The organism is Kribbella albertanoniae (assembly GCF_004348455.1).
In the GTDB taxonomy this organism is placed as follows: Bacteria; Actinomycetota; Actinomycetes; order Propionibacteriales; family Kribbellaceae; genus Kribbella; species Kribbella albertanoniae.
The window spans coordinates 14,296-40,908 of the sequence record NZ_SMKA01000032.1 but is presented as its reverse complement, the minus strand read 5'-3'; the positions used below and the strand labels follow the sequence as shown (position 1 = coordinate 40,908).

General features: G+C 67.3%; 31 protein-coding genes. 18 read left to right on the top strand and 13 right to left on the bottom strand.

Going from position 1 to position 26,613, the window contains the following annotated elements; all coding sequences use genetic code 11:
- The first annotated feature begins 254 nt into the window (after positions 1-254).
- The gene (locus tag E1261_RS10750; protein WP_238176127.1) at positions 255-734 is read left to right on the top strand and encodes a DinB family protein; all 480 of its coding nucleotides are present in this window, start codon (positions 255-257) and stop codon (positions 732-734) included.
- A gap of 44 nt (positions 735-778) precedes the next feature.
- Positions 779-1,585, top strand: coding sequence for an aminoglycoside adenylyltransferase domain-containing protein (locus tag E1261_RS10745; protein WP_132405373.1), 807 nt, complete (start codon positions 779-781; stop codon positions 1,583-1,585).
- Here the strand turns inward: E1261_RS10745 and E1261_RS10740 are convergent.
- The 5 genes from E1261_RS10740 to E1261_RS10720 all read right to left on the bottom strand — a co-directional run bounded on the left by E1261_RS10740 (position 1,547) and on the right by E1261_RS10720 (position 5,379).
- On the bottom strand, positions 1,547-2,074 hold the full coding sequence (locus E1261_RS10740; RefSeq protein ID WP_132405371.1) for a GNAT family N-acetyltransferase: 528 nt from the start codon (positions 2,072-2,074) through the stop codon (positions 1,547-1,549). The genes E1261_RS10745 and E1261_RS10740 overlap by 39 nt on opposite strands.
- 9 nt (positions 2,075-2,083) lie before the next feature.
- Positions 2,084-2,479, bottom strand: a complete 396-nt coding sequence (locus E1261_RS10735) for a YybH family protein (protein WP_132405369.1) — start codon at positions 2,477-2,479, stop codon at positions 2,084-2,086.
- A gap of 29 nt (positions 2,480-2,508) precedes the next feature.
- On the bottom strand, positions 2,509-3,453 hold the full coding sequence (locus tag E1261_RS10730; protein WP_132405367.1) for a sigma-70 family RNA polymerase sigma factor: 945 nt from the start codon (positions 3,451-3,453) through the stop codon (positions 2,509-2,511).
- Positions 3,453-4,487 carry an anthranilate phosphoribosyltransferase gene (trpD, locus tag E1261_RS10725; protein WP_132405365.1) on the bottom strand — a complete coding sequence of 345 codons (1,035 nt, stop codon included), beginning with the start codon at positions 4,485-4,487 and terminating at the stop codon, positions 3,453-3,455. The genes E1261_RS10730 and trpD overlap by 1 nt, the downstream gene beginning before the upstream one ends.
- 145 nt (positions 4,488-4,632) lie before the next feature.
- Positions 4,633-5,379: a glycoside hydrolase family 16 protein gene (locus tag E1261_RS10720; RefSeq protein WP_132405363.1), complete on the bottom strand. Its 747-nt coding sequence runs from the start codon at positions 5,377-5,379 to the stop codon at positions 4,633-4,635.
- An 87-nt stretch (positions 5,380-5,466) separates the two neighbouring features.
- Here E1261_RS10720 and sigJ point away from each other — a divergent pair, with 87 nt between their 5' ends.
- Positions 5,467-6,336 carry an RNA polymerase sigma factor SigJ gene (sigJ, locus tag E1261_RS10715; protein WP_132405361.1) on the top strand — a complete coding sequence of 290 codons (870 nt, stop codon included), beginning with the start codon at positions 5,467-5,469 and terminating at the stop codon, positions 6,334-6,336.
- On the opposite strand, the gene E1261_RS10710 is transcribed toward sigJ, so the two are convergent.
- Complete coding sequence (locus E1261_RS10710) at positions 6,320-7,090, bottom strand: phosphotransferase family protein (RefSeq protein WP_272948570.1); 771 nt, start codon at positions 7,088-7,090, stop codon at positions 6,320-6,322. The two genes, sigJ and E1261_RS10710, sit on opposite strands and share 17 nt — an antisense overlap.
- A 21-nt stretch (positions 7,091-7,111) precedes the next feature.
- On the opposite strand from E1261_RS10710, the gene E1261_RS10705 reads away from it, so the two are divergent.
- On the top strand, positions 7,112-8,389 hold the full coding sequence (locus E1261_RS10705; RefSeq protein ID WP_132405357.1) for an FAD-binding oxidoreductase: 1,278 nt from the start codon (positions 7,112-7,114) through the stop codon (positions 8,387-8,389).
- A gap of 66 nt (positions 8,390-8,455) precedes the next feature.
- Here E1261_RS10705 and E1261_RS10700 read toward each other — a convergent pair whose 3' ends face one another.
- Positions 8,456-9,403, bottom strand: coding sequence for a VldE C-terminal domain-containing protein (locus tag E1261_RS10700; RefSeq protein WP_238176126.1), 948 nt, complete (start codon positions 9,401-9,403; stop codon positions 8,456-8,458).
- Positions 9,404-9,566: 163 nt separating this feature from the next.
- Positions 9,567-10,217, bottom strand: coding sequence for a TetR/AcrR family transcriptional regulator (locus tag E1261_RS10695; RefSeq protein WP_132405355.1), 651 nt, complete (start codon positions 10,215-10,217; stop codon positions 9,567-9,569).
- Positions 10,218-10,274: 57 nt separating this feature from the next.
- Here E1261_RS10695 and E1261_RS10690 point away from each other — a divergent pair, with 57 nt between their 5' ends.
- Positions 10,275-10,787 (top strand): ester cyclase, encoded by a 513-nt coding sequence (locus E1261_RS10690; protein ID WP_132405353.1) that lies wholly within the window; start codon positions 10,275-10,277, stop codon positions 10,785-10,787.
- A 45-nt stretch (positions 10,788-10,832) separates the two neighbouring features.
- On the top strand, positions 10,833-11,615 hold the full coding sequence (locus E1261_RS10685) for an enoyl-CoA hydratase/isomerase family protein (RefSeq protein ID WP_132405351.1): 783 nt from the start codon (positions 10,833-10,835) through the stop codon (positions 11,613-11,615).
- Here the strand turns inward: E1261_RS10685 and E1261_RS10680 are convergent.
- Both E1261_RS10680 and E1261_RS45220 read right to left on the bottom strand, forming a co-directional pair.
- Positions 11,607-11,918 (bottom strand): YciI family protein, encoded by a 312-nt coding sequence (locus E1261_RS10680; RefSeq protein ID WP_132405349.1) that lies wholly within the window; start codon positions 11,916-11,918, stop codon positions 11,607-11,609. The two genes, E1261_RS10685 and E1261_RS10680, sit on opposite strands and share 9 nt — an antisense overlap.
- A gap of 113 nt (positions 11,919-12,031) precedes the next feature.
- A complete protein-coding gene (locus tag E1261_RS45220; RefSeq protein ID WP_165952446.1) occupies positions 12,032-12,187 on the bottom strand; it encodes a DUF6131 family protein in 156 nt (51 codons plus the stop codon).
- A 169-nt stretch (positions 12,188-12,356) separates the two neighbouring features.
- Here E1261_RS45220 and E1261_RS10675 point away from each other — a divergent pair, with 169 nt between their 5' ends.
- The 4 genes from E1261_RS10675 to E1261_RS10660 are packed head-to-tail and all read left to right on the top strand — an operon-like array spanning position 12,357 to position 15,095.
- Positions 12,357-12,710 (top strand): YciI family protein, encoded by a 354-nt coding sequence (locus E1261_RS10675; RefSeq protein WP_238176131.1) that lies wholly within the window; start codon positions 12,357-12,359, stop codon positions 12,708-12,710.
- Complete coding sequence (locus E1261_RS10670; RefSeq protein ID WP_132405347.1) at positions 12,707-13,939, top strand: RNA polymerase sigma factor; 1,233 nt, start codon at positions 12,707-12,709, stop codon at positions 13,937-13,939. Before E1261_RS10675 ends, E1261_RS10670 begins: the two co-directional genes overlap by 4 nt.
- A 38-nt stretch (positions 13,940-13,977) precedes the next feature.
- A complete protein-coding gene (locus E1261_RS10665) occupies positions 13,978-14,655 on the top strand; it encodes a hypothetical protein (protein WP_132405345.1) in 678 nt (225 codons plus the stop codon).
- A gap of 50 nt (positions 14,656-14,705) precedes the next feature.
- Positions 14,706-15,095, top strand: a complete 390-nt coding sequence (locus tag E1261_RS10660; RefSeq protein WP_132405343.1) for a RidA family protein — start codon at positions 14,706-14,708, stop codon at positions 15,093-15,095.
- Here E1261_RS10660 and E1261_RS10655 read toward each other — a convergent pair.
- Positions 15,092-15,643: a DUF4240 domain-containing protein gene (locus E1261_RS10655; protein WP_132405341.1), complete on the bottom strand. Its 552-nt coding sequence runs from the start codon at positions 15,641-15,643 to the stop codon at positions 15,092-15,094. The genes E1261_RS10660 and E1261_RS10655 overlap by 4 nt on opposite strands.
- A gap of 40 nt (positions 15,644-15,683) precedes the next feature.
- Positions 15,684-16,481, bottom strand: coding sequence for an alpha/beta fold hydrolase (locus E1261_RS10650; protein ID WP_132405339.1), 798 nt, complete (start codon positions 16,479-16,481; stop codon positions 15,684-15,686).
- Between the two features lie 80 nt (positions 16,482-16,561).
- On the opposite strand from E1261_RS10650, the gene E1261_RS10645 reads away from it, so the two are divergent.
- A complete protein-coding gene (locus tag E1261_RS10645; protein WP_132405337.1) occupies positions 16,562-17,194 on the top strand; it encodes a TetR/AcrR family transcriptional regulator in 633 nt (210 codons plus the stop codon).
- 161 nt (positions 17,195-17,355) lie between these two features.
- Here E1261_RS10645 and E1261_RS10640 read toward each other — a convergent pair whose 3' ends face one another.
- Entirely contained in the window at positions 17,356-18,396 is a 1,041-nt protein-coding gene (locus E1261_RS10640) for a LacI family DNA-binding transcriptional regulator (RefSeq protein WP_238176125.1), read from the bottom strand.
- Between the two features lie 161 nt (positions 18,397-18,557).
- On the opposite strand from E1261_RS10640, the gene E1261_RS10635 reads away from it, so the two are divergent.
- The 7 genes from E1261_RS10635 to E1261_RS10605 are packed head-to-tail and all read left to right on the top strand — an operon-like array spanning position 18,558 to position 26,608.
- A complete protein-coding gene (locus tag E1261_RS10635) occupies positions 18,558-20,054 on the top strand; it encodes a sugar ABC transporter ATP-binding protein (RefSeq protein WP_132405335.1) in 1,497 nt (498 codons plus the stop codon).
- Positions 20,051-21,070, top strand: coding sequence for an ABC transporter permease (locus tag E1261_RS10630; protein ID WP_132405333.1), 1,020 nt, complete (start codon positions 20,051-20,053; stop codon positions 21,068-21,070). Before E1261_RS10635 ends, E1261_RS10630 begins: the two co-directional genes overlap by 4 nt.
- Positions 21,060-22,028 carry an ABC transporter permease gene (locus tag E1261_RS10625; protein WP_132405331.1) on the top strand — a complete coding sequence of 323 codons (969 nt, stop codon included), beginning with the start codon at positions 21,060-21,062 and terminating at the stop codon, positions 22,026-22,028. The genes E1261_RS10630 and E1261_RS10625 overlap by 11 nt, the downstream gene beginning before the upstream one ends.
- An 11-nt stretch (positions 22,029-22,039) precedes the next feature.
- A complete protein-coding gene (gene rhaS, locus E1261_RS10620) occupies positions 22,040-23,098 on the top strand; it encodes a rhamnose ABC transporter substrate-binding protein (protein ID WP_132405329.1) in 1,059 nt (352 codons plus the stop codon).
- A complete protein-coding gene (locus tag E1261_RS10615; RefSeq protein ID WP_132405327.1) occupies positions 23,098-23,424 on the top strand; it encodes an L-rhamnose mutarotase in 327 nt (108 codons plus the stop codon). Before rhaS ends, E1261_RS10615 begins: the two co-directional genes overlap by 1 nt.
- Before the next feature lie 2 nt (positions 23,425-23,426).
- A complete protein-coding gene (gene rhaI, locus E1261_RS10610; protein ID WP_132405325.1) occupies positions 23,427-24,581 on the top strand; it encodes an L-rhamnose isomerase in 1,155 nt (384 codons plus the stop codon).
- A complete protein-coding gene (locus tag E1261_RS10605) occupies positions 24,581-26,608 on the top strand; it encodes a bifunctional aldolase/short-chain dehydrogenase (protein ID WP_132405323.1) in 2,028 nt (675 codons plus the stop codon). Before rhaI ends, E1261_RS10605 begins: the two co-directional genes overlap by 1 nt.
- The last annotated feature ends 5 nt before the right edge of the window (positions 26,609-26,613 follow it).

Sequence of the window (26,613 nt, the reverse complement as noted above, 5' to 3'; positions counted from 1 at the left end):
CGCTGATCGGCTGCGGTCTGGCGGCGCGCGGTGGATGCTCGTTGCCTGAGTTTCCGGGCTTCGGTTGCTGTGCGGAAGATGAGGGGATCTCCGCTGAAGTCGCCGGTTCTCCCCTCGAAATATGACCGGAGAAGGGTCAACTTGAACGGACATCCGGCCAAATGATGCGGACCAGCCACCCGGTCGGGCCTGGGGGTTTGCTGGTACGGCGAATTTTCTTGTATGCGCGGCGAATTGGTCAGCATGCTGGCTGGGTGAAGAGGAATGATGCGGGACCGCCACGGACCGGTGGTAGTGAGAAGGAGACGCTGGTGGGTTTCCTCGACTACCTGCGGGAGGCGGTGGCGCGGAAGGTTGAAGGGGCGCCTGAGCCGGCGGTGCGTACGCCGGGGGTGGAGTCGGGGACGAGTGTGTTGGGACTGGCCAAGCATCTGACTGCTGTGGAGCGCTACTACTTTCTGGGAGCGGATGTCCGGAGTTGGCCGGGCACGATGCGGCCGGGCGCCAAAGACACCGTGGAGTCGGTAGTGGCGGCGTACCGGGAGGCGGTGCGGCAGGCGAATGAGGTCATCGCGGGCTACGTCGACCTGACGGCTCCTGCGCCTCCGACTGCGCGCAAGGGGAGTGAGGCGAGCATGCGGTGGTTGCTGGTGCACATGATCGAGGAGACCGGCCGGCATGCCGGGCACGTGGACATCCTGCGTGAGCAGATCGACGGTGCCACCGGGCGGTGAAAAGGCTGTGCGGCCGGTGATGGGTGCGGGCTACTGTCGCGACCATGCATGTGAGCGGGCGGGCGCAGTCCTGGACGGACTGTGACGCGGACATTCGCGAGTATGTGTTGCAGGCGGCCGGTCTGGTGGACGGCTGGGTCTACGTGCATGGCTCGTTGGCGATGGGGTGTTTCTACCGCGCCAAGAGCGACGTGGACCTGCTGGTGGTAGTACCCGCGCCACTGACTGCAGCTGAGCGCGAGCAGGTCGCCAGAGGCTTCGCTGGTACGGCGGCCACGCGGCCGGTGCTCGGTGATCTCGAAATGTCGGTGCTCACGGCTGAACAGGCCGCGACGCATCAGCACCCGCGGCCGTACGAGGTGCACTACTCGGCGATGTGGACAGATGCGATTCTCGACGGCCAGGTGGACTACACGGGGTCAGGTGCTGATCCGGACCTGGCCGCGCACATCACTGTCACCAGGAAGCGTGGAGTGGCGCTGAGCGGTCCGCCGCCGGACGAGGTGTTTGCGCCGGTCCCGTACGACGACTACCTGTCCGCTGTGCTGGAGGACCTCCACGATGTGATGGCAGGAGACGCGCTGCTCAAGTCGCCATACTACGGAGTGCTGAACGCATGCCGCGTCCTGGCGACTCTGGAGCTGGGGCCGGGGACTGTGCTCAGCAAGGAAGAGGGTGCCGTGTGGGCGCGTGAGCACCTGCCGGAAGCGCACCACGCGGTCGTGGAGCAGGCGCTGAGTTGCTACCGGAGTGCCACGCCGGTGTCGGCCGCGGAGCGTGAGACCGACGGACACGACTGGGACAGTACGGCGCTACTTTCCTTCAGGGACTGGGTTCTGACGCAGGTATGACTCGCGGCTGATGCGAAAACACCGAGTGGGCGTAGAGACGCCCAGGTAGGTGTCGACGCCGTGGTCGTCGGTTTCGCTCAGGCCCAAGCGCTGGAGGATGCGGACCGAGGCGTGGTTGGTCTCGGCTGCTTCGGCGTCGACCCAGTCGAGCCCCAGAACAGTGAACGCGTGCTGCAGGCCCAGCCGAGCGACAGCCGTCCCGAGCCCCACGCCCCAGCGGGTCGAGGGGCCGACCACGTAGCCGAGCTCCCGGTGATCCGAGTCCGTTCCGTGCAGGTCGACGTATCCGATCACCTCGTCGCCACGGACGGCCGCAAGGCGCAGGACGCGCCCCTCCTCGATGATGCGCAGCCAGTGCGCTTCGTGCAGGGACCGGGGCCGGTCGACAGTCCACCCGGCGTGCTCGCACAGGCGGCGGTCTGCACCCCAGTCCGCGTACGTCGCGATGTCGGTGAGCTGCAACGGTCGCAGGTACACCGAGGACTCCACGCACTCAGCCTACGAGGCGAGTGGGAAGGAGTGGTGCTCGTGGCTGACGACCCAACGGCCGTTCTCACAGCGGAGGCCCAGTGTGAGCCGGAGGCGGAGGTCAGGGTTGGTCTTGAACTCGTCGGGAGTGCCACAGCGGAGAAGGGCGTAGGCAAAGGCGACGTCGGCGCCGGCGGTCACGTCGAGCGACTCCAGTTCGAAGCACGCGCCAGCCTGCTGCCACTCGAAGAAGCCGGGCCACGTCTGCCGGTAAGCCTCCAGCCCGCGCACACCGTCGTACGGCGGCGGTACGTCGTACATGACGATGTCGGGGGCGTGGTCGGCGAGGACTGTGGCCAGGTCACCGGCGTGGACCGCGGTGACCCAGCGCTCGATCAGGGTTCGGATCTGCTGTTCATCTGTCATACCCCTAGAACCCGGCGACCGCCCGAAACTCATCGCGGGAGTTCTAAAGGCAGTCCGAACGGGGCGAAGTCCGCCTCCAGGAACGAAACGACCTCTGCGATCTCAGCGCCCCGCAGGACCAGCAGGTCGAGTCCTGCGGGTACATAGCGGTCGCCGTCGAGCAGATAGGTGCCCACTGCGAGCTGGCCGTTCGCATGCGCCGGCAGGATGCGCCAGCGGCTCTGCAGCGGCCCTTCCACCAGGAACGACCGGATTGCCGCCCGGCCTGCGAACCACTGCGGCTGCGGCGGCATCGAGTACTTCGCGTCGTCCGCCAGCATCGCCACGATCGAGTCGACGTCACCGGCCTCCCACGCGACCATGTACCGCCGTACCAAGTCCCGCTGCGCAGGTTCGCCCAGGGCGCGCAGAGTGGTCTGTTGTGTCGGAGCTGACCCGACTACCGCCCGCGCACGTTGCAGTGCGCTGTTGACCGCAGCCACTGAGGTATCCAGCAGTTCAGCGACCTCACGCGCAGCAAACGCCAGTACGTCGCGCAGCAGCAGTACTGCGCGTTGCAGAGCCGACAGGTGCTGCAGGGTGGCGACGAACGCCAGTTCCACCGACTCCAGCGTCGCTACTCGAGTCTCCGGCGTGGTCCAGTCGAGACGGCTAGTCGGGTACGGCTCCAGCCACAGAACCTCCCCAGAGCCCTCAACATCCACCGGGAGCTCACGGCGGCCGCGGCGTTCGATCAGAGTGAGACAGCGGTTCGTGGCGATCTTGTAGAGCCATGGCCGGATCGACCCGCGGTCGTCGTACCCGTCCAGGCTCTTCCAGGCCCGCAGCAACGTCTCCTGCACCGCATCCTCCGCGTCGGCAAACGAGCCGAGCATGCGGTAGCAGTGTGCATGCAGTTCACCCCGCCATGGCTCGACGAGCTGACCGAATGCGTCCTGGTCGCCCGCGCGAGCCGCCTCCAACAGTTCCTGCATCACTTGGAGCCTATCCAGCGAGCCAGGGTTGCCGCCGTACGGCCGCTGTCCAGTGCTGCGCGGCACTCGTCCAGGCAGGCGGCCAGTTGGTCGAGGAAGTGGTCGGTCTGCAGGTTCAGTGTGGTCAGAGCCGCTGCAGCATTGAGCAGTACGACGTCTCGCACCGGACCAGGCTCGCCATTGACCAGTGCCTGCAGGACGCGGGCGTTGCTCGCAGCATCGCCACCGCGCAGAGCCGGCAACGTGGTGGGTCGCAGGCCGAGTCCACGCGGATCGAAGACCGTCTCACGCGCGGTGCCTTCAGAAACGAGCCATAGTCGGGAGAACGTGGTTGTGGTGAGCTTGTCCAGCCCGTCGTCCCCGCGAGCGACCAGTGCTGTTTTCCCTTGCTGGCAAAGGGCTTGAGCGATCACCGGCAGCATCTGCGGATTGGCCACTCCAACCAGCTGGTGCTGTGGGTCAGCCGGGTGCAGTAGTGGCGCCAGCACATTGAAGGCGGTCGGTACGCCGAGTTCCCGCCGTACGACGGCCGCCTGGCGCAGTGCAGGGTTGAACCGCGGCGCGAACAGATACGCGAGCCCAACCTCAGCGGCCGACCTGGCAGCTTCAGAAGCAGACAGGTCGAGTGGGACACCCAACTGCTCGACCAAATCGGCAGAGCCGCCCGCAGCTGAGGAGGCGGCTCGGCCACCGTGCTTGACCACGGTCACTCCGGTAGAGGCTGCCACCACCGCAGCCATGGTGGAGACGTTGATCGCACCGGTCCGATCGCCACCTGTCCCGACGATGTCGACGAACGGCCCGTCGATCCGCACAGGTATCGCGTGCGAACGGAGTACCGAGGCCAGTCCGAGCAACTCGTCGGCCGTCTCGCCCTTGGCGCGCAGCGCGATCAGGAAGCCGGAGATCTGGGCCGGGGAGACGTCGCCCAGCACCACTTGGTCCATGGCCCAGCCGGTGTCCGCCGTGGTCAGGTCGGAGCCGTTCAGCAGGGACGAGATAAGCCCGGACCAGGTCCGGAGTGCGGTTGCCATAGCAGTCCTCGGGACAGGGACCGCTCCTCCGAGGAGACATGACAACGGCCGCCTCGGAAGAGACGGCCGGAGTGGGTTACACGCGGAAGCAGCCGTCTAGCCGACGGCCCACCACATCCCCGCGCGCACGAACATGTCAGCGATCCTACGCAACGATGTGGTCGACGGTAAACGTCGGCACCAGGCGGTCGTCGTCGCCGACCGACCGGTCCGGGAAGTCGAACACCGCCAACATCAACTGCAGCGGGTACGTCGGCGCCCCCGTGCACCGGCGGATCGGCGAACCGTCGACGCTGAACACCGCCGTACCGTCGGACCACTCCACCGAGTAGGAGTGGAACTCGCGGATGTCGATCGGCAGCCGCACCGCCTCGAAGTCCTCGGTGACCGAGGGATCACGGAAGCTGTGCAGCCCCATGCCGACCGCAGCGGACTCCCCAGGCACTATGGCGTCGCCGAAGACCTCCATGACGCAGATCTCGGCGCACCGCTCGGGCTGATCCTCCAGTCCGACCATCCAGAGCGAAACCATCGAGCGGGGACTCAGGTCTGCCCGCGCGCGCAGCTCGACGCGTCCACTGGACGGCGTCCAGCCCCAGAACGGCGGCTGCTCTTCCTGGACGAGCAGTCCGTCGCGGTACGGCTGCTGGCCGACAGTGCTGCCGACAGGACCCGAGTACCGACCAGACTGCAGGCCCGAGACCCGCAGGTCAGGCTTGTGGTCACCGGCGCACCACAGTCCCTGGTCAGTGGGGATGCTGAGCGTCAGACATGAATCACTCAGCGCATAGCTGGCCGCTGTCGCAGCACGGGAGCTCCATTGCGGCAGGTAGTACGGCGACCAGACGGACTGGTCGAGCTCTGGGCCGGCGAAGTCGTCGGAGAAGGCCATGGCTCAACATCTTCGCACCGTGTCACATGATGTGGTCCCCATCCGTCAAGAGAATGACCGGACGGGCAAGTAGAGGGAGAACGAGCAGTGGACGAGCTGGCGCGGAGTTTCGAGGAGCAGCGGGACCACCTGCGCGGGGTGGCGTACCGGATGCTCGGTTCGCGCAGTGAGGCCGAGGACGCCGTACAGGAGGCGTGGCTGCGGCTCAGCCGGTCTGATGTGAGCGAGGTGGCCAATCTGGCCGGCTGGCTGACCACTGTGGTGTCGCGGGTCTGCCTGGACATGCTGCGGAGCCGGAAGTCGCGGCGGGAGGACTCACTCGACACGTTCGTACCGGACCCTGTCTCGCTGAAGGCGGACACCAGGGCGCCCGAGGACGAGGCAGTTCAGGCAGATGCGGTCGGGCTCGCACTGCTCGTCGTACTGGAGACTCTGGCGCCGGCTGAGCGGCTGGCGTTCGTACTGCACGACATGTTCGGGCTGAGCTTCGATGAGGTGGCAGAGGTCGTCGGCAAGTCGCCCGCCGCCGCACGGCAGCTCGCCAGCCGTGCACGGCGGCGCGTCCAGGGCGCACCGGCCAATGACGGCGACCCGAGTCGGCAGCGCGCCATTGTGGAAGCCTTCATGGCCGCCTCTCGTGGCGGCGATTTCGAGGGTCTCCTGGTGTTGCTCGACCCGGACGTTGTGCTGCGGGCCGACGCCGGAGACGGCAGCAGTGGGCCGGCCGTCTCGAAGGTCGTCCGCGGTGCCCTGGCCGTGGTGGAGCAGGCGCTGATGTTCACCCGCCTGGCGCCCTACACCGAGTTCGCCCTGATCAATGGCGTCCCGGGCACTGTGACCGTGGTCAACGGCCGCATCCAGTCGGTGATGGCCTTCACCATCACCGACGGCAAGGTCACCGAACTCAACATCCTCGCCGACCCCGACCGCCTCGCCGAACTCACCGTGGAGCGATAAGCCCCAGCAACCGTTCAGCCTGGGCCTCCGCAGTCCCGGGCGGGTTTCGCGAAAAGCTGGGTCCACCAGGCCCGATCAGCCCGAGCCAGAAGGCGGCCCAGAGCGTGCGAGCCGTCTGCAACCGAGCTGTATCCACAGGCCACCTGTGGATAAGAGCCCCCCAGTCGGTACGGCGGCCGGCCAGGTGCTCGAGCAAGTTGGCGAGCTCGACTGTCCGATCACCCAATCCCGCGTCCTCGAAGTCGACGATCCGAACCCGGCTGCCGTCCCACAGGTAGTTCGCCACATTCGGATCGCCGTGCGCGACCACGGGGTCGTGAATCACCAGCAGGCTGGACCAGTCGAGGCCAGCGCAGGCTACAGCAGCCGCCCCGATCACGTCGTCGCGCTCGCTCAAGGAGGCGAGCCCGACAGAGGTTCGCTCGATCAGCGCAGCGATGTCGAGCGGAACCAGGGACGGCGAGACCGACCACAGCGTGTCCAGCGCGACGCCCAGCGCTTCGACCTGCTGAGGCGTCGCCGGATCGGTGAGCGGCTGGCCAGGGACAACCGACATGGTCACCCACATCGGCCCACGGGACAGCGGCGTCGGCACCAGATCCGGCACCGCATCGGCGAGCAGTGTGAGCGCAGCCCACTCGCGGTCCGGTTCGCCACGAGGCGCGGACGTGAACTGCTTGGTGAAGGTCATCAAGAAAAGTTTGGCGGGAGTGTCAATCTGGACGGTTCTCCTTCGACGTCTGGGTGAGAGCACAACGGCGAAGGGGATCGAGACATGTCTACGCAGGTTGAGGTGGCCACGGGGCGGGACCTGGTGGCTGGGCTGCTCGGGGCGGGGTTCAACGGCGAGGTGCGGTTGCCGGGTGAGGCTGAGTACGACGTGCAGCGGCGGGCGATCGTGCCGTCGGTGGACTCGCGGCCGGTGCTGGTCGCCGAGGCATTCAGCCGGACTGACGTCCAGGCGGTGGTTCGGGTCGGGCGGGAGTACGGCGTACCGGTGGCTGTGCAGGCGACCGGTCACGGGACGAAATTGTCGGCGGATGGTGGCATCCTGCTGAAGACGACGCCGATGACGGCGGTCTTCGTGGATCCTGAGCGGCGGATCGCCAAGGTGGCACCCGGCGCGCGGTGGGGTGCGGTGATCGATGCGGCGCGGCAGTTCGGGCTGGCGCCGTTGTCGGGATCGTCGCGGGACGTCGGCGTCACCGGGTTCACGCTCGGTGGTGGAGTCGGTTGGCTGGCGCGGAAGTACGGGTTCGCGGCCGACAGTGTGATCCGGGCCGAGGTCGTGACCGCGGACGGACGGATGGTGACGGCGACCGCCGAGCAGCACCCGGATCTGTTCTGGGCGATCCGTGGTGGCACCGGCAACTTCGGCATCGTCACATCGCTCGAGTTCCGCCTGTACCCGGTTCGCCAGGTGCACGCCGGCATCGTCTACTACGGCATCGACCGCGCCGCCGAGATCCTCCGCCGCTACCGCGACTGGACCGCCACGATCCCCAACGAGCTGAGCACAGCGGTCGTCCTGACCCGCATCCCCGGCACCGAACAGCGCGCGGTCGCGATCAAGGTCCTGTACGCCGGAACGCGTGAACTGGCCGAGCACCTGCTCAAGCCGTTGTTCGCGGTCGCCGGTCCGCGGCTGGCCGGTGAGCTGACCACGATCGAGTACGCCGACGCCGCGATGGGCGGGACGCCTGCCCGGCACCTGGACTTCCTGGACGAACTCACCGACGACGTCATCGACGTACTGACCAGCATCGAGGACGAGCCGACGATCGAACTCCGGCACTGGAGTGGAGCGATGGCTCACCCGGGTCCGGGCGCCGGCCCGATCGGTCACCGCCAGGCGCAGTTCTCGCTGATCATCGACCGCGAGTTGCCGGCCGGGCTACTCCCCGCCTCGGGTCGCACGTTCGTGAACTTCCTCGGTGACCACGGTCGCGCCGAGACGTCGTACAGGCCGGCCGATCTGCAGCGGCTGCGTGCGGTCAAGCGCGCGTACGACCCCACGAACTTCTTCCACCTGAACGCGAACATCAAGCCCTGAAAGCCGTAGAACAGCACAGCAGCCCGGTCCTTAGGAGGGTAGGACCGGGCTGCTGCGGGGTGGAACTCAGACGGTGCCGGAGTTGCCGTAGACGCTCACGTGCACGTGGTCGTAGTGGTTGGCCGTGTCGCCGCCACGGTCCTCCATCGAGCGCCAGCCTTCGCTGCTGCGCTGGACCGTCCAGATGCGCTGCGACCAGATCAGCTCACTGATGCCGAGCTTCCGGTAGTTCGCGCGCAGGTAGTCCGCGACCTCTTGGCCCAGCGAACCTCTGACCATGATGTCGAGCGCGCGCCCCGACGAGTGCTCGGAACCACTGTCACCGGAGCGGAGACCGCCGTACGACGTGATGCTCGGGAAGAGGTTGCAGATCGCGCGGTGGACGCGGATCGCATCCTGCGTGAGACCGGACTCGACCGACGAACCCGACTTGCAGGCGGCCTGTGAGACTCCGCCGGCGACCTGCTCGACCGGCTTGGTGGCCGACAGGTACTGCGCCTTCACCCAGCGGGACTTTCCGTTGCTGACGATCTCGGCCCAGATGCCGTCGACCTTGCCGGTCACGGAGACCTTGGTACCGCGCTTCAGGACATCCAGCAGGACGCCGGTCAGCGGGACGGTCCACACGTTCAGATCCGTGGTGGTGAACTTCGAGCCGGTGATCTTCGGCGGCAGCGCGGCCGCGGCGCGCGTCTTGGTCGCGGTCGCCTTCGGGATCGGCGCCTGCTTCTTCAGGTGCTTCGGCGTCGGCGCCGCGGAGGGCTTCGCCGAGTTCAGGTTCAGCGGGGGTCGCAGTGCGTCCCGGCTGGTGGACGTGTCGCGCGACAGCTGCAGGGACGAGCTGGCGATCGAGGTGTCCATCTTGACGTCGTGCTGGCCAGGAAGAGCGGCGGCGGAACCTGTGGCCACCAGGGCCACTGCCGCTCCGGGAATCGCCACCTTCACGATGCCGGGGCCGATCAGCTTCGGGCGCGGTTGACGGTGCCGCGCCTGTCTATGCCGTCCTGCAGTCATTACGTTGAACCCAATCTGCCGAGACCAAAACGTTATCGACCGGAGGAGTCAAGCACAGATCCGCCGAAGGTTCGCAATCGACCGGCGTTTTTAACGCATTGCGAACATGCCGAAGGGGTGTTGAGCGTGATCTGCCCGCTATTCGGATGTAACCGATCCGAGATCAAACGCTTGGCTCCGGCAACAGGCTCCCGACGAGACCTGCCGTGATGAACTCTCCGTACTTCCGTGGTGACCATCCGCGGATCACGACCAGCAGTTCGTAGAGCTCGACCGCGATATAGGTCCACAGAATGTCGGCGACTTCCTCGACCTCGAGCCCAGGCCGCAGGTCGCCGGTGGCAACCAGATGCCGGGCCAGGAGAGTCATCCCGGTCAGTCGCTCGTCGAGCAGTGTCTGCCAGGTCTCCCGCAGGGTCTCGTCGCTGTGCCGGCCGTCCCGGATCATGATCTGCACTCGCGCGGACCGCTCCGCCCGCTCGACCATCCCGTCGACGTACAGCTGGAGCTTTCGCCGTACGTCGGGCTCGGCCTGGATGGTCTCGGCCTCCGAGCGCTGGGCGATCGGCACTGGTTCGTCGTCACCGGCGATCACCTGGTCGAAGACCGCCTTGGCCAGCGCGGCCTTGGTGCCGAACCCCTTGTAGATGCTCTCCGCCGAGACGCCTGCCTGTCGAGCAACGGCCGCGATCGTGGTCGCCTGGAAGCCGTCGGACTCGAACAGTTCGCGCGCCGCGGCCACGACGGTACGGCGTCGCTGCCGCGCCTGCTCGCGCCGGCCGGACGCGTCGTACTGCCGCTTGACTTCCGCCATTCACCGTCCCATGCTTTTGAGTACAGTAACACTGTATCTAATTAGGGGGAGAACCTGATGGACACCACCGAAGCGATCGGCATCGCCGCTCGCTGTATCAAGATCATGGCCGACGGGGAGCCGGCCGACTTCGAGGAGCTTGTGCACCCGGAGGCGGTCAACCACGAGGACAGCACCGAGCCGCCGGAGTGCCGCAAGCCCGGACCGGCCGGCTACTACGCGACCGCGCTCTGGCTGCGGACCGCGTTCGCGGACCTTGCCTACGACATCCACTACGTCGTCACCGAGGGGGATCTGGTCGCGATCAACTCGACGATGAGCGGGCGGCACGTCGCGCCGTTCGCCGTGTACGACGAGAGTGGCGCGGTGGACTCGGTGTTCCCGCCGACCGGCAAGACCTTCGCGGTGAGCCAGTCGCACTGGTTGCGGATCAAGGACGGCAAGGTCGTCGACCACTGGGCGAACCGGGACGACATCGGCCAGGCCAAGCAGCTCGGCTGGATCCCGCCGACCCCGCTGTACCTGATCAAGATGGCGCGCGCCAAGGCACGGCTCAAGCGCGCGATGTGATCCACGAGGCGGCGCGACCACGGCCTGCGCTGGTTGACTGCGGGCATGGATGACCTCGGGTTCCAGATCCAGAGTGGCGTGGTGGCCCGGCTGGTGATCGATCGGGTGCCGAAGCGCAACGCGCTGACGCGGGCGATGTGGGAGGCGCTGCCTGGTCTGCTGGCCGAGCTGGCCGCGAACGACGAGGTCAAGGTGCTGGTCGTCACCGGAGCCGGTCCGAGCTTCTGCGCCGGTGCGGATATCGGCGAGCTGATCTCCGGCGCCGACCCGGCCGATCCGATGGCTGAGCTGCGGGCCTTCAACCTGCGGGCCCAGCAGGCCTTGCGCGAGTTCCCGAAACCGACGATCGCGATGGTCCGCGGCCATTGCATCGGCGGTGGGTTGGAGATCGCGGTGAACTGCGACTTCCGGTTCGCTGCGCACGGTTCGACGTACGGCGTGACTCCGGCTCGGATCGGGGTCGTGTATCCGCCGGCGGCGATCAAGGTCCTGCTCGACCTGGTCGGTCCGGCGACGACGAAGTACCTGCTCTTCAGCGGTGAGCTGCTGACCGCAGAGCAGGCCGAACTCAAGGGCCTGGTCGATCGCGTGGTCGGCGAGGTCGATCTGGAGTCGGAGGTCGACGAGTTCGCGGCCACGCTCGTGTCGCGGTCGCAGCTGACGATCCGGTCGGCCAAGGAGACCGTGAACGCGCTGCTGGCCGAGACGGATGCGGACGCGGCCGCGCTGGCGCGCTACCAGGAGACGATCGCGAGTGGCGAGCTGGCGGAGGGCATCACGGCCTTCGGGGAGCGGCGCTCGCCGCGCTTCCCCTGGCACTCAAGCTGAGATCAGCGTCCCGCGCAGCTCGACCCGATCACCCACCGCAGCCGAAACCTGCGCAGCAACTGCCTCAGCCCGGGCTTGGTCCGGTACGTCGATCAACAGGAACCCGGCGAGTTGCGCCTTGCTCTCGCCGATCGGCCCGGCCGTGACCATCTGAGCGCCGTTGCGGATCTGAACGATCCGGCCGTCGGTGGGCGGCAGGAGGCCTTCAGAGCTGACCAGCTCACCACTGGCCGTCAGCTCGGCCCGAACTGCATCCAGAGCGGCGGGGGCGTTGGACGAGAAGATCGTCACGACGTACTTCATGGCGACACCGTAACCATCGCCTCCGACAGAAACCTCGCGGAGACAGAAACCCTTGCGGAGACAGAAACCCCCGCGGACCGGATCGGCCCGCGGGGTGGGCGTTCTGCTGCGGCTTAGTACCAGTGTCGGCGTCCGCCGACGGCCCGGCCGGTCGACCCGAGCAGGAACAACACCGCTCCGACCACGAGCAGGATGATGCCGATCGTCCACAGGATCGAGATCTTCAGCAAGAACCCGAGCAACAACAGAATCAGTCCGAGGATGAGCATGGAGCCTCCTTACGAGAGCCGCCCGGCGGAATGAACGGCGGCCGCTCCTCCAGTGCCCACCGGATCGAACGGCAACCTCCAACGATCGTTTTGTCGAAGTCGCTGCCACAGTCCCGACGTACCTGGTGAGAGGCTCGGAACGAGTTAGAGGATGGTGCCTGTGAAGTACATGCTGATGATCTACAGCAGCCCTGAGAGCTGGGCCGGGCTGTCTGCCGAGCAACGCGACGGACTGTCGCGTGCGCACAACGAGCTGACGCAAGAGCTGCGTGAACAGGGCCTACTGGTCAGTGCGGCCGGTTTGGCCGACCCCATCACCAGCCGAACGGTTTCGGTGCGCGACGACGCCACTACGACGACAGACGGACCCTACGCCGAGGCGAAAGAGCACTTGGCCGGGTTCTATGTGGTCGAGTGTGAGGACATCGACCAGGCGATCGGCTACGCCGCGCGGATGCCGGACGCGGAGTACCTCGCAGTGGAGGTGCGCCCTGTGATGGAGACGTCCGGGCTGGAGATGTGAAGGACTTCGAGCTGCTCCTGCGTGAGCAGACGCCACAGGTGCTGAGTGCTCTGGTGCGGCACTACGGTCACTTCGACCTGGCCGAGGAGGCTGTGCAGGAAGCGCTGTTGGCTGCTGCACAGCAGTGGCCGGACCAAGGAGTGCCCGACAACCCGCGTGGGTGGCTGATCCGGGTCGGTTCGCGTCGGCTGATGGACCTGCTGCGCAGCGAGTCGGCCCGGCGCAGGCGCGAGGAGAACGCCGCACAGCTGGCAACACCCGAGGAGTTCGTTGCCTCAGGCCCCGAAATCGACGATCTGGGCGGACAGGACGACACTCTGACGTTGTTGTTCCTGTGCTGCCACCCCGCACTCTCGCCGGCCTCGCAGATCGCGCTCACGCTGCGCGCTGTCGGCGGTCTGACCACCGCACAGATCGCTGCGGCGTTTCTGGTGCCGGAATCGACCATGGCGCAACGGATCAGCCGGGCGAAGCGTGGCATCAAGCAGGCGGGTAGCACGTTCGAGCTGCCGCCCGAGGCAGAGCGGTCCGAGCGGATGAGCGCCGTACTGCATGTCCTCTACCTGATCTTCAACGAGGGCTACACGGCCTCATCCGGTACGGCGTTGCACAGTGCCGAGCTGACTAGTGAGGCGATCCGGCTGGTGCGTGCGGTGCGGAGGCTGCTGCCGGATGACGGTGAGGTGGCCGGGTTGCTGGCGCTGATGCTGCTCACCGATGCACGGCGAGCAGCTCGGACGACCAGCGAAGGCGCACTGGTTCCGCTGGGCGAGCAGGACCGGTCGCTGTGGAACAAGGAGGCGATCGTCGAGGGTGAGGCGCTGGTCTCCGATGCGCTCACTCACACGCGGATCGGGCCCTACCAGGTGCAGGCGGCGATCGCTGCGGTCCACGACACCGCCGAGCGCGCCGAGGACACGGACTGGCGGCAGATCGTCGCTCTGTACGACGTACTCGAGCAGCTCGTCGACAACCCGATGGTGAAGCTCAACCACGCAGTGGCAGTCGGTATGGCGGTCGGCCCGAAGGAGGGTCTCGCCGTACTCGAGCCGTTGGAGTCCGACGGCCGCGTGACCGAGCACCACCGGTTGGAGGCCGTCCGTGCACACCTGCTCGAGATGGCCGGTGATGCGGCGGCTGCACGGGAGAGCTACCTGCTGGCAGCCCGCCGTACGACGAGTGTGCCGGAGCGGGACTACCTGCAATCCAAGGCGGACCGCCTCAGCTGAAGTCGCGGTAGCCCCTCAGGTGTGATCAAGTTGGAGCTGTGGACCTGACGAGGGCGTCGCTCCTGCGGGAGATGCTGACCGGGACCGAGCTGGGCACACAGACTCGGGCCTTCGGCCACTCACTGCGGCGCTACACGACGCGCACCGGCGGGCTGATGCTGTTCGGCCCGGTCGACGAGGAGCCGTGGCACCTAACCGCGCACCTGGACGACGAACTGCACCGGGCCGGCGTAGAGAACATCCGGCCGTCCCTGGTGCGCTGGGCGCCGCCACCGGACGCACCGCCGCACCTAGCGATCGGACTGGACCGCCTGCGCGACGCAGGTCGTGGCGAGTCCCTGCTGGTGGTCGCCGAGGAGCACCCCGCTGCCACCCTGCTGGAGCGCATCAGCGACGTACGGCGTCGTGGTACGACGATCTTCAGCATCGGCAACGGTGACAAGGAGCTGTCGTCGCTCAGCCACGAGGTGCTCACTCCGGAGTTGCTGGTGCCGGACGGGTTCGGCTGGGCCAGCCGGCCGATCAGCTTCGACCATGACGAGCCGGAGTACGAACCACAGCCCGCCGTGACCGACCTGGACTCACAGGTCGCCGAGGGCTTCGAGATGGCGCAGCACCTGGTCAGCCTGGCCGCAGCCGACGAAGAGGCCGGCCAACCAGCCTGGCGCCGCCGCCTCCGCACCGCCATCGAACGCCTCGGAGGCGAACCCGGCTGACCCTCGGTAACTGGTAGAACGAGAGAAACCGGTTAGTGAGGAGTGGCTAGATGGTCGAGATCACGCAGCTGGATCCGCAGATACTGCCGCAGCGGATCGGGCAGTACACGAACGGAATCCTGGTGACCGGCGGCGAGCGGACGGTCTACGTCAGCGGTCAGGTCCCGTGGGGAGACGAGAACGGGCGCGTTCCGGAATCGTTCGAGGACCAGTGCCGGATGGTCTGGCGCAACGTGCTCGCCGTCCTCAGCGAAGCCGGCATGGGTGTGCAGAACATCGTCAAGGTGAACACGTACCTGGCGGATCGGCAGTACCGCGCCGCCAACACCGACATCCGCCTCGAGATCCTTGATGGCCACGCGCCGGCGCTGACCATCATCATCTGCGACATCTACGCCGAGGAATGGCTCCTCGAGATCGACGTCGTCGCAGTCGCCTAACCCTCGAGGTACAGGACCGCGAGTCGCGGCAGGTGGTCGTGGAGATCGTCTTCGTTGTCGAAGTCGATCTCCTGGCCCAGCGGAAGGTCCGGCGTATCCGGTGCCTCGGCCTCGACCGCCTTCCAGTACGCCGCCTCGTCCCCGGTCACGTTCTTGTACGCGTGACTCCCGACATGCAGCATGCCTTCGCCGTCGAACCCCTCGAACCCGTCCGGCCGGTCCTCGTCGACCACATCGGCGAGCGAATCAGGGTCGACCAGCGCGGCCTCCCAGATCTCCCGCCCCTGCGCGACCAGCCAGCCCCGGAACGAGTCGAACCCGTCCTCCGAAGCGCCGCCGTTGATCAGGTACGCCGCCGCCCACAGGTCCCACCGGTACGACTCGACCTGCAGCCGCGCGAGCTCGATCCCGAACTCCGCGATCTCCTCGGCCGTCAGCCCACCCAGCTCCCGCGTCAGCGCGTCCGCAACCCCGTCCGGATCCGCGACGGTGTCGTCCACCGTTTCGCGCGCACCCTCCACTGCTTTCCAGAACCCGTCCCTGTCCACCCCCAAAGCGTCTCAAAACCCCAGCTCATTCGGGAGGGGTTCATCCAGCGAATTCGCGCAGGTTCTCAGCCAGTACGTCGGCAGTGGTGCCGTGGTCGGCGCCGGGAACGGCTTTGAGGGTGGCCGTGGGGATGTGGGCGGCGACTGCCTTGGCGCCGGGGACGAGCGTGGGCCAGGTCTGGTCGCCGTACAGGACGTGGACGGGGACCTCGATGGTCGTCCAGCGGTCGGCGGGCAGCGGGTTGCCGGACATGGTCGTACCCATGATGCGGCCGTCGTACGAGATGGTGTGGGCGACATCGACGACCGGCTGGAAGTACGGCGACTGGCGCATGCCCGCGACCATCTCAGGCGTGAGACCGACGGCAGCGGTCATGAAGACCTCGGCGGCCAGGTCAGGGTGGCCGGCCGCGATGTGGGCTTCGAGCTGCTCGACGTAGTCGCTGGGCAGGGGCGGGCGGCAGTCGTCGACGACGACCGGGGGCTCGAAGGCGACGACCCTGCTGATCGGGAGGCCGGCTTCGGCGGCGTCGAGGGCCAGGAGTGAGCCGGACGACCAGCCGAAGACGATCGCGGGCTGACCGGCGTCCTCGATCAGGGCGGCGATGTCCTCGATCTCGCGCTGGATCGCGTACGGCGCGGTGTCGCCGCTCTGCCCGCGGCCGCGGCGGTCGTAGACGTAGGTGCGGAACTGGTCGCTCAGCAGCTTGGCGGTCTCTGCGTTCAGTGGGTTCACCGCGCTGTGGGCGGTGGCGCCGTCGACGATAATCAGCGGCTGACCCTCGCCGTACACGTCGTAGCTGATGACGGTGCCGTCGGCGGACTTCACGGTGCTCATGGTGGTCTCCTCAGGGGATCGTTCGGAACTAGACCGTACAGTACTCGACGGAAAACTAGACTGTCCAGTATGATTTCGGGATGGAGCTGAACCCGGAAGGCCGCACCGCCACCAAACGCCGCGCGATCCACGCGGCGGCCACCGAGGTGTTCCTCCAGCACGGCTATCTCGGCGCGAGCATGGACGAGGTCGCGGCCAAGGCCGGCGTCTCCAAACAGACCGTCTACAAGCAGTTCGAGAACAAGGAACGCCTCTTCGCCGAGATCGTCCTCGCGACGAACGACCAGCTCGCGGTCAACCTGGCCAAGGCGTACGCCGAAACTCTCGACGGCGCGACCGACGCCCGTGAAGCCCTGCGAGCACTGGCCTTCCGGCTCCTCGAGAGCCTGACCGCCGACCACGTCCTCCAGCTCCGCCGCCTCGTGATCGCCGAGGCCGACCGTTTCCCCGAAGTCTGCGGCGCCTGGTTCACCAGCGGATTCGAGAAATCCCTGGAAACCCTGGGCCAGGCCCTCACCGGCCTCACCGACCGCGGCCTGCTCCGCACCCTCGACGACCCCACCCTCGTCGCCTACCAGTTCGCCGGCCTCGTCATGTACAAACCCATGAACCGAGCCATGTTCGCCGGCACCCGAGAACGCCCCAAACCCAACGAGCTCGAAACCCTCGCCACCCAAGCCGTAGACGTCTTCCTAGCCTCCTACGGCGCCTAGACCACCCGCCCGCGACCATCCGCCGTACAAGGGTTGCCGGCTCTAACGTCCGAAAACCCGGAGGCGGGCCCTCCGATCTTTCGGACGTTACGTGAATGCTGCCGCTAACGTCCGAAGCGCCGGAGGCGGGCCCTCCGGTCTTTCGGACGTTGTGGGGCGGGTCAGGTGGTGCCGCGGGTGGAGGTGCGGACTACTAGTTCTGGGGTGAAGGTGACTCGTTGGTGTTCGTGGTCGGGGTTGGAGGACTCGTCGAGCAGGAGTTCGGCGGCGGTTCGGCCGAGGAGCTGGCGGGGCTGGCGGACCGAGGTGAGCGGTACGGCGGCGGCCTCGGCGAACTCGATGTCGTCGTACCCGACGATGGCGAGGTCCTCGGGGACGCGCAGGCCGAGGCTCACGCATTGCTGGAGCAAGCCCAGTGCCAGCAGGTCGTTCGCGCAGAAGGCGGCGGTCGGGCGGCGGGATGCGGGGAGGCCGGCGAGTCGTTGCCCTGCGCCCCTACCTTCGGCGACGGTGAGGGCGCCGGTGGTGATCTCGATCAGGTCGTCCTCGGAGCGGCCGGCCTTGCGCAGCGCGTTGCGGGCGCCGTCGCGGCGGTCCACGACCTGACCGATCGTGAGCGGGCCGCCGACGTACGCGATCCGCTCGTGGCCGAGCTCGAGCAGGTGCGCGATCGCGAGCTCACCGCCGAGGATGTCGTTCACCGCGACCGAGCAGTGCTCGCCGCCGTCGATCGCGCGGTCGACCACGACCACCGGCGTACCGCGGGCGGGTAGTGAGCGCAGGCGCGACGAGTGCTGGTCGACCGGGGTGATGAGCACACCCTGGACGCGCTGCTGCTCGAGCAGGTCGAGGTAGTCGGCCTCGCGCTCGGCGTCCTCGTTGCTGTTGCAGAGGAAGACCGAGAGACCGGCCGCGCGGGCCGCCTCCTCGACGCCCTTCGCGACATCGGTGAAGAATGGGTTGCCCGCGTCGAGCATCAGATACGCGAGGATCCGGCTGCTGCCGGCCCGGAGCTGCCGGGCGGACTCGTTGCGGACGAAGCCGAGTGAGGCCATCGCCGCCTCGACCTTGGCCCGGGTCAGCGGGCTGACCATCTCTGGCCGGTTCAGCACGTTCGAGACCGTGCCGAGGGAGACGCCGGCCGCGGCGGCGACCGCCTTCACGCCGGCGGTGTGCCCGCGGCGCCGGGTGTCGTCGGCCACGCAACCTCCCCGCCTCAGGTCAAACGTTGAAACGTCTTAGGAGCCGAAGCGTACCGCGAGATCTGCGCAATCCGCACTCCACCTCTTGACGCCCACAAGCCGCCACCCGTACTTTCCTCCCAAGACTTTGAAACCTTTCAGAGCCGAGCTGGAGGTGACCGATGGCGGCACTGCTGCGGGTCCGGGGCGTGTCGAAGTCGTTCGGCGCGGTCGCCGCCGTCCGGGACGTCTCCTTCGACCTGTACGGCGGGGAGGCGCACGCCCTGGTCGGCGAGAACGGCGCCGGCAAGTCCACGATCGTGAAGATGCTGGCCGGTGTGCACCGCCCGGACGACGGCACGCTCGAGCTCGACGGTACGGCGCTCGCCCTGAACGGACCCGCTGATGCGAAGGCGGCCGGGATCGCGGTCATCTACCAGGAGCCGACCCTCTTCCCCGACCTGTCGGTGGCCGAGAACATCGCGATGGGCCGCCAGCCACTGGGTCGTTTCAACACGATCGACCGGGCCGCCATGGTGAGCCAGGCCGCGCGCCTCTTCACGCGCTTGGGCGTGTCGATCGACCCGAACCGCCCTGCTCGCGGCCTGTCGATCGCCGATCAGCAGTTGGTCGAGATCGCGAAGGCGCTGTCCGTCGATGCCCGCGTCGTGGTGATGGACGAGCCGACCGCAGCGCTCACCGGTGTCGAGGTCGAGCGCCTGTTCGCGGTCGCCCGCTCACTTCGTGACGACGGCGCCGCGCTGCTCTTCATCTCGCACCGCTTCGAGGAGATCACCGCCCTCTGCCAGCGCGTCACGATCATGCGCGACGGCAAGCACGTGTCGACCGATCTCCTCGCAGACACCAGCGTCGACGAGATGGTTCGCCGGATGGTCGGCCGTGATCTCGAGGCGCTCTTCCCCAAGCAGGACGTCGAACCAGGCGCGACCGTCCTCAAGGTCCAAGGCCTGACCCGCGACCCGGTCTTCCAGGACATCTCGTTCGAAGTGAAAGCAGGGGAGATCGTCGCGCTCGCCGGTCTGGTCGGCTCCGGCCGCTCCGAGGTAGTGCAGTCGATCTTCGGAGTCGACCCGCGCGACGCCGGCACGGTCGAGGTGCTCGGCAAGACCCTCAAACCGAAGAACCCCAAGCAGGCCATGGCCGCTGGTGTCGCGCTCGTCCCGGAGGACCGCCGCCAGCAGGGCCTGGTGATGGAGCTGTCGATCGAGCGCAACGTGACGCTGCCGCGGTCCCGATCGCTGTCACAGCTCGGCTTCCTCACCGGCAACAGCGAACGCCGCTCGGCCAAGGAATGGACCGAGCGCCTGAAGACGAAGTACGGGCGTCTCTCCGACGAAGTCGGCACGTTGTCCGGTGGTAACCAGCAGAAGGTCGTGCTGGCCAAGTGGCTCGCGACCGGGCCCCGGGTGCTGATCGTCGACGAGCCGACCCGCGGGATCGACGTCGGTACCAAGGCCGAGGTGCACCGGTTGATGTCCAGCCTCGCCGCGGAAGGAGTCGCCGTACTGATGGTGTCGTCGGAGTTGCCCGAGGTGCTCGGGATGGCCGATCGCGTGCTGGTGATGCGCGAGGGCCGCCTGGTCGCCGAGCTGAGCCGCACCGAGGCAACCGAGGAGTCGGTCATGTTCGCCGCCACCGGACAGGAGGCGACGGTATGACGGCTGTGCAGCTGACTGCAGCCCGCCGCAACTCGCTGAGCGTCGTACTGCGGGCCCGCGAGCTCGGCATCGTGATCGCGCTCGGACTGCTTGTAGTGGTGACGGCGATTTCGAATCCGCGGTTCCTGTCCGGGCAGAGCGTCCGCGACATCCTGCTCAACACCGCGATCCTGGCCGTTCTGGCGGTCGGCCAGGCGGTGGTGGTGATCACCCGCAACATCGATCTGTCGGTCGGCTCGGTGCTTGGCCTGAGCGCCTTCACCGTCGGCACGCTGCTCCAGAACAACCCGGGGCTGCCCGTCGTTCTGGCGCTGCTGGTCGGCGCTGCGGTTGGCGGGGTTTGCGGTGTCCTGAACGGCGTGCTGGTCCGGTACGGCAAGGTGCCCGCCCTCGTCGTGACGCTCGGCACCTTGTACGTCGTCCGCGGGGTCACGTACTTCTGGGCCGGCGGCAGTCAGATCAACGCCGACGAACTTCCGCCGGGGTTCCTGAGCTTCGGCAACGCGTCGTTGCTCGGTGTCCCGGTGCTGGTGCTGATTGCGGCGCTGGCCTTGGTGGTGACAGCGATCGTGCTGCGCAACTACCGAGTCGGCCGCGAGCTGTACGCGATGGGCTCCAGCCCGCAGGCCGCTCAACTCGCCGGCATTCCGGTTGGTCGCCGTACCGTCGGTGCCTTCCTGGTGAGCGGCGCGCTGGCTGGCGTGGCGGGCGTGCTGTTCGCAGCCCGGTTCGGCACGATCGATGCGGCGGCCGGTACAGGCCTCGAGCTGAACGTGGTTGCGGCCGTGGTGGTCGGCGGGGTCGCCGTCTTCGGCGGCAGCGGGTCCGTCTGGGGTGCCGCGCTCGGCGCGTTGCTGCTGACCACGATCGGCAGTGCGCTCGCCGTCCTCGAGATCAACCAGTTCTGGCAGCAGGCGATCGTCGGCGGCCTGATCCTGCTCGCGATCGGCGCCGACCGGCTGGTCGCCGTCCGGGTCGCGGCCGGTCTGAAGAAGCGAGGCTCCCATGTCGGCTGAGCTCACCCAAACCCGCGTTGGACGCATCGCCAACTGGAACGTGGCGATCATCGCGATCACCGTGCTGGTGCTGATCATCGCCGCGGCGAGCGTCGACAGCTTCGGCACCGGTCAGAACTTCGGCTTCTTGGTCCTCGACCTGCTGCCGATCGCCCTGGTCGCCCTCCCGATGACCCTGGTGATCGTCACCGGTGAGATCGACCTCAGCGTCGCCAGCACCCTCGGCCTGTCCAGCGCGGTCATGGGCTACCTCTGGAACGCGAACCAGCCGATCGAAACGATCATCCCGATCTGTCTGCTCCTCGGCGCAGTCCTGGGCGCGGTCAACGGCTTCTTCGTCACCGTCCTCGGCCTCCCGTCCCTCGCCGTCACCATCGGCACCCTCGCCCTCTACCGCGGTCTCGCCTTCGTCGTCCTCGGTGATAGCGCAGTGGCCGACTTCCCGGCCGTCTACACCGACTGGGTGACCGGGACCATCGGGAGTACGCCGATCCCGAACGTCCTGATCGTGATCGTCATACTTGCCGCCGTCTTCGGGGTCATCCTGCACGCCACCCCGATCGGCCGGGCCGTGTTCGCGGTCGGCGCCGGTGAGCAGGCTGCCCGGTTCGCCGGGATCCGGCCCGGTCGCCTGAAGTTTTGGCTGTACGTCGCCAGTGGCGTGATCGCGGGGCTTGCCGGGGTGCTGTGGACGCTGCGCTACTCCAGCGCGCGCGCCGACAACGGCGCCGGCCTCGAACTCGCGGTGGTCGCCGCCGTACTGCTCGGTGGTGTCTCGATCTTCGGTGGCAAGGGCGCCCTGCCCGGTGTCATCGCCGGCGTCGTCCTGCTCGGCTCGCTGCAGAACGCGCTCCGCCTCTCCGATGTGTCCAACGAGGCGCTGAACGTCGTCACCGGCGTACTCCTCATCGCCTCCGTTCTCGGCCCCAACCTGGCCGGAAAACTCCGTCGTACCTGAAAGGACGAACCATGCGTAAGCCCATCACCGTTGCGGTCGCGCTCCTGGCGTTGACCGCATGTGGCGGTACGACGAAGTCGAGTACCGAAGGCCAGAACACCCCTGCCCCGCAAGGCACTGCAGGTAAGGCGGATCCGAACGCGCCGCTCAAGGAGGGGCTGAAGATCGCCTATCTCCCCAAGCAGCTGAACAACCCGTACACCGATGTCGAGGTCGGTGGCGGCAAGGTGGCGGTCGACGAGATCAAGGGCACCTACAAGCTGGTCGGCCCGAACGACGCCAGCGCGTCCTCGCAGGTCAGCTACATCAACACGCTGATCCAGCAGCAGCAGGACGTGATCGTGGTCGCGGCCAACGACCCGAACGCGGTCTGCCCGTCGCTGAACCAGGCCCGCAAGGCCGGGATCAAGGTCGTCACCTTCGACTCCGACGCCTCCAAGACCTGCCGGGACGCGTTCATCAACCAGGCCACCACCCAGGGCATCGGCGAGAGCCTGGTCAAGATGGCGAGTGAGCTGGCCGGCGGTTCTGGTGAGATCGCCGTCCTGTCCGCCACCCCGAACGCCACGAACCAGAACTCCTGGATCGAGGTGATGAAGACCGAGCTGGCCAAGCCGGAGAACGCGAAGCTCAAGCTGGTGAAGATTGCCTACGGCAACGACGACGACCAGAAGTCGTTCACCGAGGCCCAGGGCCTGCTGCAGTCCTACCCGAACCTGAAGGTGATCGTCTCGCCGACCACGGTCGGTATCGCTGCGGCCTCGCGGTACGTGAGCGCCTCCAGCTACAAGGGCAAGGTCGCGATCACGGGCCTCGGGCTCCCGAACCAGATGCGCCAGTACGTCAAGGACGGCACGGTGAAGAAGTTCGCGCTCTGGAACCCGGCCGACATCGGCTACCTCGCGGCGTACGCGGGTGCGGCGATGAGCTCGGGGCAGATCACCGGTGCGGAGGGCGAAAAGTTCAAGGCCGGCAAGCTCGGTGAGTACACCGTCGGCGCGGACGGCGAGATCGTCCTCGGCCCGCCGACCGAGTTCACCGCCGACAACATCGACAAGTTCAACTTCTGATGCAGCGCTACTGCTTCTGCCTCCAGGTCCGACCGGATCGGTTGGACGAGTACGTCGAGCGTCATCGCGACGTCTGGCCGGAGATGCAGGCGGCGTTGCGGGAAGCCGGTTGGCACAACTACTCGCTCTTCCTGCGCGACGACGGACTGCTGATCGGGTACGTCGAGTCGCCGGATCTGGACGCGGCGCAGCGGGCGATGGCGGCCACCGAGGTGAACGCCCGGTGGCAGGCCGAGATGACCGAATTCTTCCAAGGGACCGACGGTGCGGCGCCGGACGAATCGTTCCAGCTGCTTCCGGAGATCTTCCATCTACAAGAGGACTGAACATGACCAGCACGGATGCCCTCAAACGTCAGGAGATCGAGCTCCCCTCGTGGGCGTTCGGGAACTCCGGGACCCGGTTCAAGGTGTTCGCCCAGCCGGGCGTGCCGCGATCGCCGCAGGAGAAGATCGCCGACGCGGCCGTCGTGCACCGGTTCACCGGGGTGGCCCCGAGCGTGGCGCTGCACATCCCTTGGGACAAGGTGGACGACTACGCCGAGCTGGCGGCGTACGCGAAGGAGCAGGGCGTCCGGCTCGGCGCGATCAACAGCAACGTCTTCCAGGACGATGACTACAAGCTCGGTAGCGTCACCAACCCCGATCCGCGAGTACGACGCAAGGCCACCGACCACCTGCTCGAGTGCGTCGACATCATGGACGCGACCGGGTCCCGTGATCTGAAGCTGTGGTTCTCCGACGGTACGAACTACCCGGGCCAGGACGACATCCAGGACCGGCAGGACCGGCTCGCGACCGCGCTGAAAGAGGTGTACGACCGGCTCGGCGACGACCAGCGGATGCTGCTGGAGTACAAGCTGTTCGAGCCGGCCTTCTACACGACCGACGTGCCGGACTGGGGAACGTCGTACGCGCACTGTCTCGAACTGGGGCCCAAGGCAACGGTGTGTATCGACACCGGGCACCACGCGCCGGGGACCAATATCGAGTTCATCGTGGCGTTCCTGCTGCGGGCGAAGAAGCTCGGTGCGTTCGACTTCAACAGCCGGTTCTACGCCGACGACGACCTGATGGTCGGGTCGGCCGACCCGTTCCAGCTGTTCCGGATCATGTCCGAGATCGTCCGTGGTGACGCGCTGGATCCGGATCGTGGGATCGCGTTCATGCTCGACCAGTGCCACAACATCGAGGTGAAGATCCCGGCGATCATCCGCTCGGTGATGAACGTCCAGGAGGCCACCGCGAAGGCGTTGCTGGTCGACCGGGACGCGCTGAAGAAGGCGCAGCTGGAAGGCGACGTACTGGAGGCGAACGCCGTCGTGATGGATGCCTACAACACTGACGTGCGGCCGCTGCTGGCCGAGCTGCGGGAGTCGCAGGGGCTCGATCCGGAGCCGATCAAGGCGTACAAGCGCAGTGGGTACTTCGAGCAGATCGTCAAAGACCGTGCCGACGGCCAGCAGGCCGGATGGGGAGCCTGATGTCAGTCGCAGACCTCGTTGCCCGGAGCAACCGCCTCGGGTCCGATCCGCGCAACACCAACTACGCCGGCGGGAACACGTCGGCGAAGGGTGCCGAGACCGACCCGGTCACCGGCCAGCCCGTCGACCTCCTCTGGGTGAAGGGTTCCGGTGGCGACCTCGGCACGCTGACGGCCGCAGGCCTCGCCGTACTGCGGCTTGATCGGTTGAACGCGCTCGTCGACTCGTACCCGGGTGTGGAGCGCGAGGACGAGATGGTGGCCGCGTTCGACTACTGCCTGCATGGCAAGGGCGGTGCGGCGCCGTCGATCGACACCGCCATGCACGGGCTCGTCGATGCGCCGCATGTCGATCACCTGCACCCGGACTCCGGGATCGCGCTGGCGACGGCCGCGGACGGCGAGAAGCTGACGGCCGAGTGCTTCGGGGACCGAGTGGTCTGGGTGCCGTGGCGGCGGCCCGGATTCCAGCTCGGCCTGGACATCGCTGCGGTACATCGCGACAACCCCTCAGCCATCGGCTGCATTCTCGGCGGCCACGGGATCACGGCGTGGGGTGCGACCTCGGCGGAGTGTGAGGCGAACTCCCTCGAAATCATCCGTACGGCGGAACGCTTCCTCGCTGACCGGGGTATCGCGGAGCCGTTCGGTGCCGTGGTGCCCGGATTCGAGGCCCTGCCGGTGGATGAGCGCCGGGCGCGCGCCGCTGCGTTGGCGCCGGTGATCCGCGGGCTCGCGTCCACCGACAAGCCGCAGGTCGGACACTTCTCCGACGCGGACGTCGTACTGGAGTTCACCGCGCGCTCGAAGTTGGCCTCGCTGTCAGCCCTGGGTACCTCGTGCCCGGACCACTTCCTGCGGACCAAGGTGCGGCCGCTGGTACTCGACCTCCCTCCGAGTGCGCCGGTGGAGGATGTGGTGGCGCGGCTGAAGGAGCTGCACGCGGAGTATCGCGAGGAGTATTCGGCCTATTACCAGCGGCACGCGGACGCCGACAGCCCGGCGATGCGGGGTGCGGATCCGGCGATCGTGCTGGTGCCTGGGGTCGGGATGTTCAGCTTCGGCAAGGACAAGCAGACGGCTCGGGTGGCCGGCGAGTTCTACGTGAACGCGATCAACGTGATGCGTGATGCGGAGGCTGTGTCGTCGTACGCGCCGATCGATGAGCGGGAGAAGTTCCGGATCGAGTACTGGGCGCTGGAGGAGGCCAAGCTGCAGCGCATGCCCAAGGCGAAGCCGCTGGCGACCCGGGTGGCGTTCGTGACGGGTGCCGGCTCGGGGATCGGTAAGGCGATCGCGCAGCGGCTCGCGGCCGAGGGCGCGTGCGTCGTGGTGGCCGACCTCGATCTCGCCGCGGCCGAAGCGGTCGCGAAGGAGATCGGCTCCACCGACGTCGCTGTCGCTGTCGGAGCTGATGTCTCTGATGCAGCGGCGGTGGCAGCGGCATTTGACGAGGCGGTGCTCGCTTTCGGAGGTGTCGATCTGGTCGTCAACAACGCCGGATTGTCGATCTCGAAGTCGTTGCTAGAGACAACTGAACGCGATTGGGACCTGCAGCACGACGTAATGGCCAAGGGGTCGTTCCTGGTCTCGCGGGCGGCCGCGAAGGTGCTGATCGACCAGGGGATCGGCGGCGACATCGTCTACATCTCCAGCAAGAATGCCGTCTTCGCCGGCCCGAACAACGTCGCGTACGGCGCGGCCAAGGCCGACCAGGCGCACCAGGTTCGACTGCTGGCGGCCGAGCTCGGGGAGTACGGCGTCCGCGTCAACGGCGTGAACCCGGACGGCGTCGTACGGGGGTCGGGGATCTTCGCGAAGGGCTGGGGTGCCAAGCGGGCAGCCGTGTACGGCGTACCGGAGTCGGAGCTGGGTGCGTTCTACGCGCAGCGAACGCTGCTCAAGCGGGAGGTGCTGCCGGAGAACGTCGCGGCGGCTGTCTTCGCGTTGGTGGGCGGGGATCTCTCGCATACCACCGGTCTGCACGTGCCTGTCGATGCCGGCGTAGCTGCCGCGTTCCTGCGGTAAGGACT